The sequence below is a fragment of the Paenibacillus sp. QJM3NY_38 genome (assembly GCF_056173265.1).
The window spans coordinates 5,463,822-5,478,040 of record NZ_CM149665.1 but is presented as its reverse complement, the minus strand read 5'-3'; the positions used below and the strand labels follow the sequence as shown (position 1 = coordinate 5,478,040).

The 14,219-nt window shown below is 48.0% G+C and carries 13 protein-coding genes and 1 pseudogene; 9 read left to right on the top strand and 5 right to left on the bottom strand.

Going from position 1 to position 14,219, the window contains the following annotated elements; all coding sequences use genetic code 11:
• Window positions 1–197 precede the first annotated feature (197 nt).
• The 6 genes from AC0VZ8_RS25230 (at window position 198) to AC0VZ8_RS25205 (ending at window position 7,835) form a co-directional block, all read left to right on the top strand.
• Window positions 198–2,987 (top strand): OmpL47-type beta-barrel domain-containing protein, encoded by a 2,790-nt coding sequence (locus AC0VZ8_RS25230; RefSeq protein ID WP_475484797.1) that lies wholly within the window; start codon window positions 198–200, stop codon window positions 2,985–2,987.
• Between the two features lie 62 nt (window positions 2,988–3,049).
• Window positions 3,050–5,320, top strand: coding sequence for a dockerin type I domain-containing protein (locus AC0VZ8_RS25225; RefSeq protein ID WP_475484796.1), 2,271 nt, complete (start codon window positions 3,050–3,052; stop codon window positions 5,318–5,320).
• Between the two features lie 299 nt (window positions 5,321–5,619).
• Window positions 5,620–6,003 (top strand): GntR family transcriptional regulator, encoded by a 384-nt coding sequence (locus tag AC0VZ8_RS25220; RefSeq protein ID WP_426204717.1) that lies wholly within the window; start codon window positions 5,620–5,622, stop codon window positions 6,001–6,003.
• A complete protein-coding gene (locus AC0VZ8_RS25215) occupies window positions 6,000–6,866 on the top strand; it encodes an ABC transporter ATP-binding protein (protein ID WP_475484795.1) in 867 nt (288 codons plus the stop codon). The genes AC0VZ8_RS25220 and AC0VZ8_RS25215 overlap by 4 nt, the downstream gene beginning before the upstream one ends.
• The gene (locus AC0VZ8_RS25210) at window positions 6,859–7,485 is read left to right on the top strand and encodes an ABC-2 transporter permease (RefSeq protein WP_475484794.1); all 627 of its coding nucleotides are present in this window, start codon (window positions 6,859–6,861) and stop codon (window positions 7,483–7,485) included. The genes AC0VZ8_RS25215 and AC0VZ8_RS25210 overlap by 8 nt, the downstream gene beginning before the upstream one ends.
• Window positions 7,486–7,541: 56 nt before the next feature.
• Complete coding sequence (locus tag AC0VZ8_RS25205) at window positions 7,542–7,835, top strand: YfzA family protein (RefSeq protein ID WP_260068683.1); 294 nt, start codon at window positions 7,542–7,544, stop codon at window positions 7,833–7,835.
• Between the two features lie 10 nt (window positions 7,836–7,845).
• On the opposite strand, the pseudogene AC0VZ8_RS25200 reads toward AC0VZ8_RS25205, so the two are convergent.
• Window positions 7,846–8,059, bottom strand: a pseudogene (locus AC0VZ8_RS25200) (ABC transporter ATP-binding protein); the annotation flags it as partial.
• Window positions 8,060–8,204: 145 nt separating this feature from the next.
• Here AC0VZ8_RS25200 and AC0VZ8_RS25195 point away from each other — a divergent pair.
• From AC0VZ8_RS25195 to AC0VZ8_RS25185, 3 genes are all read left to right on the top strand, one after another.
• Window positions 8,205–8,636 carry a DnaJ family domain-containing protein gene (locus AC0VZ8_RS25195; protein WP_475484793.1) on the top strand — a complete coding sequence of 144 codons (432 nt, stop codon included), beginning with the start codon at window positions 8,205–8,207 and terminating at the stop codon, window positions 8,634–8,636.
• Between the two features lie 192 nt (window positions 8,637–8,828).
• Entirely contained in the window at window positions 8,829–9,470 is a 642-nt protein-coding gene (locus AC0VZ8_RS25190; RefSeq protein ID WP_475484792.1) for a TetR/AcrR family transcriptional regulator, read from the top strand.
• A gap of 6 nt (window positions 9,471–9,476) precedes the next feature.
• Window positions 9,477–9,986, top strand: coding sequence for a DUF4188 domain-containing protein (locus AC0VZ8_RS25185; RefSeq protein ID WP_220684187.1), 510 nt, complete (start codon window positions 9,477–9,479; stop codon window positions 9,984–9,986).
• Window positions 9,987–10,040: 54 nt separating this feature from the next.
• On the opposite strand, the gene AC0VZ8_RS25180 is transcribed toward AC0VZ8_RS25185, so the two are convergent.
• From AC0VZ8_RS25180 to AC0VZ8_RS25165, 4 genes are read right to left on the bottom strand one after another with little or no spacing between them, the layout of a single operon-like run.
• Window positions 10,041–11,561: an ABC transporter substrate-binding protein gene (locus AC0VZ8_RS25180; RefSeq protein WP_475484791.1), complete on the bottom strand. Its 1,521-nt coding sequence runs from the start codon at window positions 11,559–11,561 to the stop codon at window positions 10,041–10,043.
• Window positions 11,562–11,592: 31 nt separating this feature from the next.
• The gene (locus AC0VZ8_RS25175) at window positions 11,593–11,754 is read right to left on the bottom strand and encodes a helix-turn-helix domain-containing protein (RefSeq protein WP_475487759.1); all 162 of its coding nucleotides are present in this window, start codon (window positions 11,752–11,754) and stop codon (window positions 11,593–11,595) included.
• A 31-nt stretch (window positions 11,755–11,785) separates the two neighbouring features.
• Window positions 11,786–12,352: a response regulator gene (locus AC0VZ8_RS25170; RefSeq protein ID WP_475484790.1), complete on the bottom strand. Its 567-nt coding sequence runs from the start codon at window positions 12,350–12,352 to the stop codon at window positions 11,786–11,788.
• The gene (locus AC0VZ8_RS25165; RefSeq protein ID WP_475484789.1) at window positions 12,327–14,090 is read right to left on the bottom strand and encodes a sensor histidine kinase; all 1,764 of its coding nucleotides are present in this window, start codon (window positions 14,088–14,090) and stop codon (window positions 12,327–12,329) included. Before AC0VZ8_RS25165 ends, AC0VZ8_RS25170 begins: the two co-directional genes overlap by 26 nt.
• Window positions 14,091–14,219: the final 129 nt, after the last annotated feature.

The window sequence follows — 14,219 nt, the reverse complement described above, 5'->3', positions numbered from 1 at the left end:
TAAGGATTCATCAAATCTACTTGGAGAAAATCAAAATCTCTGAAAATGAGACATTTACGGAACCCTTGAGTATTTTTACAATGATGAGCATGTACGAAATGGAGTCCATACCCGTTTCGTCCTGTAGGTTAATTGAGGGGAGGGGCAATCGTTTGTTCCAAACGCTAGGCTAAACCATATTCGAAAGGGGAAGTTTGATGAAATTAAATATCGTGCCGTTCAAAACCCAGTTGATCATACTTACGATAACCCTATTAGGATTGTCTTCGCTGCAACCAGTGCCTGTAGAAGCTCAATCGTCAATCAACAAACAATTCGGGGACCCTGTTTCCGTGGGAGCTCCTATTCAGCAGATTGCCATTTTTGAAAGCGCTTATGGTCAAGAGGATGGTCGTGACGTCATGTATACCACGGTGAATGGAAAGCCGGCCATGTTAAACGTTATTGACCTCGTGGACAACAAACTGCTCCGGACGATCCCGCTTCCGGATGCCGACAGCTCCTGGGCTAAGACCATTGCTCCAGACGGAACGCTATATATAGCAGGTCAATCCAAAGTTTACCGATATTCGCCCCAGACCAAAGAACTTGATGATTTGGGACCCGCGATTCCAGGCGAAACCTCTATCTGGGGATTAGTCACGGATGAGCAAGGGAATGTATACGGCGGGACGTATCCCAACGCCAAGGTGTTTAAATTCGATCCCAAAACGAATTCGTTCACGAATTACGGAACCATGGTAGAAGGCCAAGGGTATGTTCGTTCTATTGCCTATGCGGATGGTATCGTTTATGCAGGTATCGGCACGGTAGGCCATATCGTCAAGCTCGACCCGGTTACCGGGGACAAGACAGAACTGCCGATTCGGGACGTACCGGGCGTAAGCAGTCTCCCGTTTGTGTATGGCCTGGATGCCAGGGGGGATTACCTTTTCGCTTACTTAAACGGCAATGGAACAACCGCATTGATTATATACGATATGGCGAGGGGCGTCTGGCTGGATGAGGTATACAGCGGATACGGCGGCCTTGATGTGTCGCCCGAACGCGAAGGAAAAGTGTATTTCGTCCAAAATCGGAAGGTTCAAGCTTTTGACATGACGACGCGGCAGGTCACGGATACGGGGATTGCTTATGGAACGGGTTTCCGCTCTACCGGCTGGGTCCGTTTTCCGGATGATCCGGAGCTTCCCGGCGAGACTTTAGTGACGATCCAATTCGGAGGGAAGACGGCACTGTTCAACTTCGAGTCCGGCATTCATAAGACGCTGCCTGCGGTTGCCGAAGGGCAACCTACACTTATTCAGGCTCTGGAGAAAGGACCGGGCGGCAAAATCTATACAAGCGGCATGACCTCCGCATTGGGAGGCGTGTTCGATCCCGTTACGCGCACCCATTCGACGTATCCGATGGGCCAAGCCGAAAGCATCGGCTCGCTTGGGAATGACGTATACTTTGGCATTTATCCCAAAGCGGAGATTCGCAAGCTGGATACAACGCTTCCCGTTCAAACGGATCCGAACAAGCCGAACCTCAATCCGGAATCCTTATTCTACATGGAGGAAGACCAAGATCGTCCTTATGTCCAGACTACGGGCGGAGGCAAAATCTACTTTGGGACCATACCGTATTACGGAGAATTGGGCGGAGCGCTCGTTGCGTACGACCCGGCCTCCGAAACGTTTGATGTTCATCGCCATGTCGTGCGGAACCAGAGCATTGTGGGATTGGCTTATCGGGATGGCAAGATTTACGGCTCGACCAGCATAAGAGGCGGTCTGGGCATCGATCCAACCGAGTCGGAAGCAAAAATGTTTGTGTGGGATGCCGTTAGCGGCGAAAAGCTTAGCGAATTCACGCCTGATATTCCGGGCGCCGATAAATCCCCGATCATGATCAGCGGGCTGACCTTCGATCAAGACGGACTCCTCTGGGCAGCAGCAGACGGCATTTTGTTTGCGGTGGACCCCGCCACGCAGGAGGTCGTTAAAAGCAAGGTCATTTATCCGGGTGTCACGGACTACGGGATGTGGAGGCCGATCCATCTCAGATGGGGGAACGATGGCCTGCTCTATACCGACCTCTACGGTCAGCTGACCATATTGAATCCCGACACGCTGGAGCATAAAGAACTGGGAATCAAATCGGCACTCTTTACCTTGGGGGATGACGGAAACATCTATTATGCGCAAGAAACACGAATGTACATGATTCCCGTCTCCGATGCTGAAGAAGAGGATACCCAGGCCCCAACGACAGAACCTGCGACCAATCCGGAGAAGCCTGATGGAAAGGATGGATGGTTCATTAGCCCTGTAACGGTTACGCTGTCGGCTTATGATGAAGGAGCCGGGATTGAATCCACTTTATACTCCTGGGATGAAGGAGCAAGCTGGACCAGCTACGATGGTTCGCCATTGCATGTGCGTGAGGATGGACGTCACGTGCTTACTTATCGGTCCATTGACAAAGCTGGCAACGAGGAGGCACCGCGTAAGCTTCAGCTGCATGTGGACCGCGAGGGACCCGTAATCCGCTGGAAATCGGACATACCTGAAGAAATCAGCACTGCGGATGATTTGAAGCTGGACTTCGAACTTCAGGACGAATGGTCGGGTGCCGATACGGACGGAACCGTCATCACTCTGGACGGAGAGCGGGTAGAGCATCCTTCAGCCCTCCCGTTATTCAGACTCCCTCTGGGCGAGCACACGCTTACGATACGAGCAGTCGATTTGGCAGGAAACGAATCCGTTCAAGAGATGAATTTCCAGATCGTCACTAGTTTCGAGAGTCTGGAAGAGCTTGTGTATCGATTCGCTGAACAGGGATGGATCGATAATCCTGGTATTGCGAACAGCCTTGCTGCGAAGGCCACAACAGGGAATATCTCCGCATTTATCAATCAAGTCCACGCCCAAACGGGGAAGCATATTTCATCTGAAGCTGCAGCCTATTTGATTCGGGATGCATCGGCACTTCAGTAACATCTATCAAGTTAGGGTTATACGGTTGAAATATCTTCTATTGAAAAGGAAGGTGCGGAAATTTGAAGCGTATCCAAGTGAAGATGGGTTTATTGATGATGCTATCGTGTGCTTGCATGACAACCATCCTCCCGGCTAAACCGATAAATGCACAAGCATGGATGGATGCAGGTTTATCGAATCCCGTACGGTTGGAGGATAAAGTGTATGGGGAGCCGGAACGATTGGCCCAACCCATTCGGGGAATCAGCATCTATGACGGAGCCGTCGGGGAACAGGATGGCAGAAAGGTTATGTTTACAACGGTAAAAGGCTCTCCTGCCCAGTTCAATGTCGTAGACATGGCCACGAATAAGGTGATCTATAGATCGATCTTGCAGGGCGGGGGCGGAGATGCCTGGCACCATGAAGTCACACCGGACGGAAAGCATGTGTATGTGACATCACATAGAACGCTCTGGCTGTATTCAACCGAGACCAAAGAGATCAACCTGGTTCACGACTTTGTTGACGAAGGCCCGTGGTCACTTGTTACCGATAGCAAAGGTAATGCCTATATCGGTACTTATCCCGGCGGTAAGGTATTTAAATACGATCTCGGTCTGGGGACCGTTACGGAAGATTACGGCAGAATGCTTGGAAACCAGCCGCAAGAATACGTAAGATCAATCGCACTGGATGAAGAAGGAGGACATATATATGCCGGTACGGCACACGGTCAAATCATCAAACTGGATTTAGCGACCGGAAGCAAAACGAATATAGCGCAGCCGCTGATGGATCAACAGGAAACCGGCTTTGTGTACGATATGAATCTGGTTGACAACCGCTATATATTCGCCCGATATTCCGAATCCAAAAATATGTATGTCTATGATCTCGAGTCTTCCAGTTGGCTGGACGTTGTGTTATCCAATGTGACCGGTCTGCATGTTACGGATTCTTATGAAAGCAAAGTCTACTTCATTGCGGACAGCACGTTAAAATATTACAACTTGGCAACGGGTGAGATCGGCTCCACCGGCATGGCCTATGGCAGCGGGCTTAGAGGTGCCGATTGGGTCGAAATCGATCAGCATGAGAATCCGGATCTGATCGGCATGAATCTGGTTACCATGCAATTTGGCGGGGGAATCGTTTATTTCAACGTTACGCAGAACAAGATGACGGCTACGCGCCCGGTCGTTGAAGGCACGCCGCTGAATATTCACGTCATTGAAAAAGGCTCGGATAATCAGTTGTTTATGAGCACATTGGGCGCAGGTACAGGGGCTGTCTATGATCCGGACCAGAACCAGGTGACTTCGATTTCCCTCGGCCAGGCCGACAGCATGGTGTATCACGACAATGCCATGTATATGGGGGTGTATCCCAAAGCTTATGTTCATAAATATGACCAAACCAGAGCGCCGGGTAACGGCAATCCCTCCCAATTCCTGCAGGTGGATCCTGAGGCACATCAGGATCGTTTAATCGAAGCGGCATCCGGCGGCGGACGTATCTATTTTGGGAGTGTATCCGCATATGGGGTTAACGGAGGAGCCGTTACGATCATTGATCCAAGCGCATATGCCGAGAACAAGACAGGCGTGAAGGTTATACGAAACGTTGTTCAAGATCAAAGTGTGGTAGGTCTTGCTTATAAAGACGGTATAATCTTCGGTTCAACGAATATTAACAACGGCCTCGGAAGCAACCCGACGGCTGAGGAAGCCAAAATGTTTACCATGAATGCCTTGACCGGAGAAAAATTAGCGGAATGGTCACCACAGATCGAAGGTATAGATAAACCTGAATTTATCGGCCGACTGACAGTTGGACCCCATGATGGGCTGATTTGGGGAGCCGTTAACGGTACCATTTTCGCGATGGACCCGGATCATAAGGAAATTGTGAAGAGTAAGCAAGTTCACACGGGATCGTTCAATTACGGTGCATGGTCTTCCGTTCCGCTGAAATGGGATGCCGACGGTATACTGTATGCGCTCTTCGGCTCCAAGCTCATTGCGATTGATCCGGTTACCCTGGAGTATCGAGAGGTGATAAGTGCTTATAGCTTTACGATAGACGATGACGGATATCTGTATTATTCGGACGGCACGGACCGCACCTACTTGTCCCGAATTCATATTGGAACGAAAGTAACGATCCCCGAAGACGTGGACGGAAACGGAACCGTAGATCATCATGATATCAGGCTGGTAGCAAGGCATATAGGAAAAGAACCGGTAGGCGATTTGCAGAAGCTGGACGTGAACCAGGATGGAAAAATAAATGCAGAAGATGTTAAAAGAGTTACAGCTAAAATGAATGAGGACCGAAAACAAAAGTAACCGATCAAAATTTGTTCGTAATACCAAGATCCTCAATGTCATCCCTAGTGTTCATGCACGGTTTAAACTTAAAGCAGCCGCTCCTGGCACAAGGGGCGGCTGCTTTAGTCATATCCCATAATGGCCTGTCGGAAACAAGAATATATCCCATACGAAGTCGCGTAATCCGCGGCTTTTTATGTTAACAATCGAAGTGGACGAGAATCACTACCCAGACGGGTGAATTGACATCAGAGGGAATAGTGTATATATTATATATATACGGTATGCACTCAATTAACAGCAGTGGGGTGAACGGCATAAAAATCATATTATCCAACGCATCGAACGATCCGATTTACATACAGATTATGAACCAGATTAGACAGAGTATCCTGAGTGGAGAATTGCGCGCAGGCGACAGTCTCCCTTCTATAAGGCAGCTTGCTAAGGATTTGCAGGTTAGTGTTATTACGACTAAGCGTGCCTATGAAGAATTGGAGAACGAAAAGCTAATCGACTCGGTCGTAGGCAAGGGTTGCTTCGTATCAGGGGCAAATAAAGATTTTATCAGGGAGCAGCGCATGAAGCGATTAGAAGAGAAAATGATCAATATCATTCGAGAAAGCAAGGAATTAAACATGAGTCAACAAGATGTAATCGATCATCTGACTTTACTGTTCGAGGAGGAACAAACACCATGAATGCAATCGAATTACGAAATTTAACGAAAACATACCCTCTTTTCAAAGTCGATCATGTATCTCTGGATGTGAAACAAGGCTACATTACCGGACTCATTGGTCCGAATGGTGTTGGTAAAAGCACCTTAATCAAGATGATGCTCGGCATGGTACGTCCCGATTCCGGCAGTGTAAAAATACTCGGCCTGGATATGCCTCAACATGAAGTCGACATTAAACAGCGCATCGGCATCGTCTCGGATGATTGCTTCTATTATGAGCATCTTACCATTCGTGATACGAAGAGAATGATCGCCCCTTTTTACACCCATTGGAATGAAAAGAAATTTAACCGCTACCTCGAACAATTCGAATTGTCCCCTAAGAAGAAGGTTGAAGATTTATCTAAGGGAATGAAGATTAAACTCGCCCTTGCCGTTGCCTTATCCCATGAGGCTGAGCTCCTGGTCATGGATGAGCCGACATCGGGACTTGATCCTGTGTTCAGAAGGGAAATGCTCGATCTGCTTGCGGATATGATGCAGGACGAAAAAAATACGATTATCTTCTCGACACATATTACGACGGATTTGGACCGTATTGCTGACTACATTACTTTCGTCAATGACGGAAAACTTGTATTCAATGAAGCGAAAGATGATGTGCTTGAGAGATACGCGATCGTGAAGGGCGATATGCAACTGATTGATTCGGATATTCGAAAGGAATTTATCGGGATTCGTGAGACGACGCTTGGGTTTGAGGGCTTGGTAGATAATAGACGCAAGGCCGCGCAGCTGTTCAGCAATAATGCTATTTTAGAAAAACCATCCTTAGAAGACATCATGTATTTCACTGCCAAGGGAGGAAGAGTTCATGCTTAATTTGCTTCGTAAAGATTTCATCGCTTTAAAAAGCTCACTGTGGACGATTCTTCTCTATCTCGCCGTTTTCAGCATCGCTTTTATACCAAAAAGTGAAATGTCTATCTATTTTGTAGGAATCTATACGGCTTTCGGCTCCATTATCCTAGCTACGATGATCGATATCAAAAACCATAACCATAAATTTCTGGTCACGCTGCCGATTAGCCGCAAACATATCGTGCTGGCCAAATACATAACAGCCATCGTGTATACACTGTTTGGAGTCATTGCTTCATACGGGATTCACCGGATCATTGATCTTTCATTCCCACAGCTTGACAAGCCGGACTATACGGTGATGTCCTTATTGGTTTCCGTAGGAATGCTGCTTGTTCTCATCTCTATCTATATGCCTCTTTTTTACGCACTTAGCAAAAAAGGAGCCGGAATTATCAATGCCGTATTCATGATCTCCTTAATTATCCTGGCACAACCTGCAGCGGTGCTGATGAATAGGGTGAGCGAGAAAGGCCTCATAAACGATCAAACATTACTTTTGATTCTAATCGGTATCGTCGTTGTATTCATTGCCTCCTATTTCTTAACGATAAGCCTGTTTAAGAGGAAAGACTTATAAGAGTCCCCGCGGATGCATGATGAAGTAATAAATGATAAAAAAGGAGAGCGCATCCATTGAAAGATACACAACATAAAGCTGGTTCTTCCCGGATAAAAAGCTGGATGTATTTCTTAGGGGGACTTATTGTATTACAAATACTGTTTATCGCTTTTGATAATGCCTTGTGGACCCCATTCAAAGTTAAAGAAGGGTCATTATTTGCCGATTTTTCTGAATCGAAGTTATTTACGGAATGGTTCACACCTTATAAAACCCAAGAACATAACTTATTCACTGCCATTTTTACCGTTACATTACTCCCGGCAGCTTTAATAGGTGCAGTAAAAGACCTTGTTTCTAGAAAATGAATCCACTACATCATAGAACATGATATCGTCCTTTGGGTATCACATGGGGTGAAGCCTGACACGGGGTCTTCGATTACCGAGCAATCAAGCCCGAATATGTCTTTGATCATGGTGCTCGTAATGACTTGCGAGGGAGCCCCCTCAGCCACAAGCAATCCGTTATGAAGCGCAATATGATCCGCATAACGAGCGGACAGGTTGATATCATGAAGAACCATGACAATCCAAAATGATCTGCGGTATACGCTGAAACGAACTGTTAATTTTAGAAATGGTATGTTATATTTTGGATAATTCAAGGGGGGATCTTCGACATTTCATCGAAGGAAAGAATGTATTTCCCTGATATGTAAGACGGAGGTGACCAAAATGGAACGGAATGATGATCCAAAAAATTCAGCTCTTGCTTCTGAAGAAGATCATAGCGAAGAAAAGGAACGACGTCCCATGTCGACCAGCAGCGGGCTTCTGGAATCGGCCATCGACAAATTTGCCAGAGAAGGCGGCTTTGACGATTCGCCGTTGAAGGGAAAGCCGATTAAGATCGAAGACGGGGATGTTCTAACCGGGATTATGAAGAACGCGAATTACCAGCCCGCATGGGTCGAGCTGAGAAAAGAAATCGCTGCCGACATCAAGCGGCTTTTGGAGCGTCCGGAGTCGACTGCGATTCCAGAGACAGAGTTTGAGGCCATTAATCAAAAGATTATAAAGTACAACCGAATGGTTCCGAATCCACAGCTGCAAAAAGGGCTCCTGTCCGAAGTCAATTTGCACGCAGCCTACGATAAATGGGAGTAGCTAGTTACCTCAAATGTATTTCCTCCCTGTCAACGTTGATATTTTTATCCGGGCCTTGAAAGTATGCCGTACCCCTGCATCAGTGTCGCTGATGTTAGGGGTGTTTTGTCTGTCTGTTTGGCGGTATTGACAAAATAAATTAACTCGTGTTAATTTATTTACATGAGTTAATTTAATGGAGGTACAATCACGATGGATTCGGATATCTCATTACGGGAGTTAAAGAAAGCCAAGAACAAAATCGCATTGTATGAAGCGGGAATATCCCTGATGAGGGACCGGATGTTCAGCCAGGTCATGGTGGAGGACATTTGCAAGCGCGCAGAAATATCCAAGGTTACTTTTTTTAAGTTCTATCAACGCAAAGAGGATCTGCTGATTTATTTTATGCGGGTATGGCTGACCGAGCGGATCATCGAGATCGACGCAGAAGGGAAGAAAGGGTTTCAGGCTTTTCGGCATCTGTTGTCCCAAGTAGCCCAGGAGCATCACGTAAGACCAGGCATGATGCCGAGCCTGATCTCCTTTCTTGCGGAGCAGAACATGCAGCCCTGCATGCCGGAGCTTAGCCCTGCGGAAGTATCGCTGCTTTTTCCCCGTCACGAGGAAGCGGGAAGCCAATCGCCTAACATGTATGCGTTGTTCCAGCAGTTCATGAAGGAAGAAGAGCAAGTCGGAAGGCTCAACAAAGATATTACCTTGGAGCAAGCCGTGCAGATCTGTTTCACCATTTTTTATGGCGCGTTTCTGACGGCTCAATTGTACAATTCAACGGATATTGGCCGCTTTTATGAAACGCATCTGGGTGTGCTTGAAGTAAAGGAAGGGGAGTGAGCAAGCATGGGTAAAGTGATTCCAGGTCGATATACCGCACACATGGACGGTTCCTTCGTTGTATTCGTGATCGGGTTTCGGATTAACAAATGGTGGGCGGTGCATAAGTGGCTGCCTGTCATGAACGCCATGTCCCCGATGCTTCAGGAGCTGTACCGGAACAAGGAGGAGCTCGGGTTCATGGACGGTACCTATCATTTTTCAGGGCGGGGACTTACACTTATTCAATATTGGAGAAGCTTTGAACACCTGGAGCATTATGCCCGTCACGGAGCCAATCACCTGAAGGCATGGCGGGATTTCAACCGCAAAGTTGGAACGGGAGGGGACGTAGGGATTTTCCACGAAACCTATCTTGTCCAGGAAGGACAGCATGAATGCCTGTACAACAACATGCCGAGGTTCGGTTTGGCCAAAGCCGGAGCCCACGTCCCCGCGACGGGGCGCAGGGAAACGGCAAGCCGGCGGCTTGGCCGCGAGGGAGAACCCGCTGTGCCCACACCTCCAAATCCGTAGTCCAGAATCAATGGCTGTTCTCCCTCCGTTCAGCGAAGCAAAAGCTGCCAGCACTCATCTCATTTCCCGCCAAGCATCCAGCTGCTTCTGTACTTCCTGCCGCACGTCGTCTATGCCTGCCTGCTTCAGCTCCGCGTTAAACTTGGGGAGGATCGTATCCACATCGACGGAGCCTGTCATGAGGCTCGGATAATATTTATGCCAGACCATCTCGATGTTATCGGTTTGGGCGGTCAGCTTGGATAGATCGGGCGTAAAGCCGAGCACGGTGGACTTGACGACGCCAGCGTTGTACTTGCGGAATTGATCCCACTTGTCGAGGGGATCCGGGTTATCGCCGCCCATGGTTTTCAGGATAAACCAATTTCCCTGCGTGTATTGTACACCTGAATAGCGGCTTGCAGGCGCATCCGGGAGCGGGTCGCCATGGCTGTCCTTGTCCGTATTTGGAACGACTTGCCCCTGTTCGTCCAGCGTGTAGTGCACGCCTTCAATTCCATAGTTGAATAAGTTTCGTATTTCGGGGTCCGTATTGAGTAAATTCAAAAATTTAATACACTCTACGGGATGTTTGGTGTTGGCATTCACGGCCATGATGCCTCCCCGAACGGATTCCGTCGTGACGGTGCTTGGGGTTACGGGATGGGCTACAATCTTGTAGCCGCGATCCTTACTCCAAGTCGTCTCCGAGAGCGGACCGCCGCCTGAAGATTTCCAGAACACTTTGGCCCCGCGTTTAAGTCCTCCGGGCTCTCGCAGCGCGGCATCCTCATTAATGAAGCCCTCCTTGTAGTAACGCCGCAACGTATCCAGCACCTGCCGCGCTTCCCTGGTTTCGAAGATATTCACCACCTGAGCGCTCGGGTCCAGTGATTTGATCATCAAGGGCAATTTATGGTTCATAATATATTCGTATCCATGGAGAGTGAAGAAATTGTGGGAATCCCGATCCAGTTCCATGGGGATGTAGGCCGGCTCTTCCCGATGAATCATCCTAAGCAGCGGCTCAAGCGATTCCAGTGTATTGTATTTGGTAATGTCGATATTATATTTATTCACGATGGAAGCGGGGTACATCCAGTGATCAAGCACGGCTAACTCTTTATTGGTCGGCACACCGTAAATGCTGCCATCGTTCATCCGTACCCCCTGCCAAAAGGTTGGGTCAATGGCATCGTACATTTCCTTGCCCAGGCCGGCAAGGTAGTCATCCAGCTTCAGCCAGGCGCCGCGCATAGCGGTAGTTGCATACTCAGGTGCAAAGGCAATATCAAACGGGCTGCCGGCGGATATGAGTGTGTTCAGCCGATCCTCATACTCCTGCCAGCTTACCTTGACATAGGTGATCGTCACACCGATTTTACGAGCCATGATTTCATTGATTTTATCATTTACGAGCTGCAGATCCTTGTCAGGCTCTCCGATCGTATAATAGACCAGATTTACCGTGTCCCCATCATAGGTTTCGCTGTTGTATCCGGGCTGTCGGAAGCAGCCGGTTGTAAATGATGTCAGCAGCATTATGAGACTGATGATCATGAAGATGCGCTTGGGCCTTGGGTGCTTTAACATCATCGATATCCTCCTTTTTTCGCCGCGTTCGCTGTTACCCTTTTCCTCGCAGTTCTGAAGGAGATTTTCGGAAAAAGCTGTGAAAATGCGTATAGAAATAGTTGAGATTGTTGTAGCCGACGGAAAAGGCGATGTAGGAAATCTTCTCATCTGTTGATTGAATTCGTTCTTGTGCAAGAAGCATTCGGTAGGCCATGAGGTATTCGGAAAACTTCATGTTGGTTTCTTTAAGAAACAATTGTCCAAGGTAGGTGCTGTATCTGGAAACGCTCCGCTACGGATTTCAACGTGATATTCTGAGCATACTCTGTCCTGATCATCAGCAGGATGCGGTTGACCAGCTTGGATAAGCTGCCATAGCTTACACCAAGCACCGGATCCTGGTTCAAGCTTTCACCGTTCCTGTTACCTATCGAACCGCCCAGATCCTCGACGATGATCTTCTCAATCACTTGCTGCAGCTTGGTGCGTTCCACAGGCTTGAGCAGATAGTCTTTGACACCACACCGAATGGCTTCCTGGGCATATGTAAATTCACTATAGCCGCTCATAATGATATATTTCGTAGGAATTTGAAATTCGTTCAGCCTGCGGATCGCTTCGTATCCAAGCTCCTTGCCAATGCAAACATCGAATATGGCGACATCCGGCAGCAGGTCGACCACCTTGGACATGGCTTCCTCCGTGGATTCGCAGGTTTCGATTCGGCCAAATCCGTATTGCTTCCAATCCAGGATTCGCTTCATTCCCTCCAAAATCTGAGGTTCGTCATCCACAATCATCAGTTTGTACATGTTCAATCACCTCTTTTGAAATCCGCACGGATATGCTGACTCCAGCTTCCTCATTATTCGCAATCTCGATCGAAAAGCCGCTCCCGTAGAAAAAGTGAAGGCGCGTATATACGTTGCGCAGCCCGATACTATGGGAAGAAGGTTCATCATGATTAGACATTGTGCTTCGAACGGTACGTAAACGCTCCGGAGGAATACCGCGTCCATTGTCCACGAATTCCAGTACGTAACCATCTTCGGCTTCATAGCCGTTAACGACATACAAATTAAACTCATGATTCGCGTTAAAACCGTGGATAAAAAAATTCTCAGCCAAAGGCTGCATCCAGAATTTCACGGTAGGGATATGCAGTAGCGCCGGCTCTACATTCACTTGATAATAAAAACGCTCGGGATACTTAAACTCCATAATCTCCAAGTATTTCTGCAGCAATTCCAGCTCGCTCGCAATCGAAATGATATTTCCCTTTTTGACGATATCACGATAAAGCGTCCCCAGCGTTGCAATGGCGTCAGCGGTGTCCCTGTCCTGATTGACAAGAGCAGTGGAGCGGATCACCTCCAATGTATTGTATAAAAAATGAGGGTTGATTTGATGTTGAAGCGCTTTCATTTCCGTTTCCTGCTGTTTGATCTTTAACAGATATTCGTTGCGGATATGCTTATCCAGCTGCTGAATCATATCGTCCAATTCCCGGGCGATCATGCCGTATTCATTTCGACGGTAACGGGCAGGGCGGTTAGGCGTGAAATTGGCCATCTTCACACGTCCAATCGATTGAATGATGCGGCGCAGGAAGAGGGCATCATCCCGCATATTGTATGCAATGAGCAGAAGCACGCTGACCATGGCCGTCAATATGATCATAAAGATGGTGATCAGCATCCCGGCATGCTGACGGATGAGCATGGATAAATCGATGATGCTGACGAATTTGAAATTAAACTTGGTGGATGGAAAGGAGACAAAAAAGATATGCTTCAAAACACCTTTCGAAATAATGCCGTGACTGCGTCCTTTCGCCGCGGCTAGTCGGGATAACTCCTCCAGGTCCCGGTCCTGTTCGTTCCCGATCAGATATATTTCACCGGAAGGGCTGACTGCAGCGGCATTACCCAATCGGAAGCTTTGAACGGATTTAAAGATCTGTTCACTGCTGACCAAGAAGCGCAGCTCACCGAATTCCTGGGAACCTGACGTTGGATCCGACAGTTTCTTGCGATATACGAACCCCTTCATCAGGGTATCGCGAAAAGTTTCATCCGTATTCGGAAGCCCGAAGGTAAAGCTTGCAATTCCGTTATCATTAAAACGGACGACATTGCCATGCTTATCGGTATGCGTGCTTATCTGCGTGATTTCGCCCTGCGCCCAGCTGTACAGATAGGTTTTTACATCCTCCGGAAAAGAAACCAGCGGCTGTGAGAATTGGCTGTTCTGCAGCCTGCGGGTTAAGTATCCCTCAGCGCTGCTGCTTAAAAAGCTGCGAGCATCATCCATCAGAGCGGGATTGGAATACATTCGCTGCATGTAAGCCTCGATGCGGTCGGCATCATACTGCAGCTCATTCTCTACACGCGAGAAGGCATTAGCCGCCTCGATGCGGGCATTGCCAACCCATTGATTCAACAGCATGGCACAGGTCAGCGTACCCAGCGTAAGTCCGATGGCCACGACGAAGATGACATAGGCAATAAACTTGTGACGATAAATTTTGATTTGCAAAAAAGAGCCCATATGACACCTCGATTGCAGCAGGTCGTTGAAACAGATGTTGCCATATCTCAATTTAACACGATTTACGCAAAGCTTCATAGATCTAAGGAAAAAGCACCCCTTAAGAGAGCCTCATTAAGGGATGCGCCT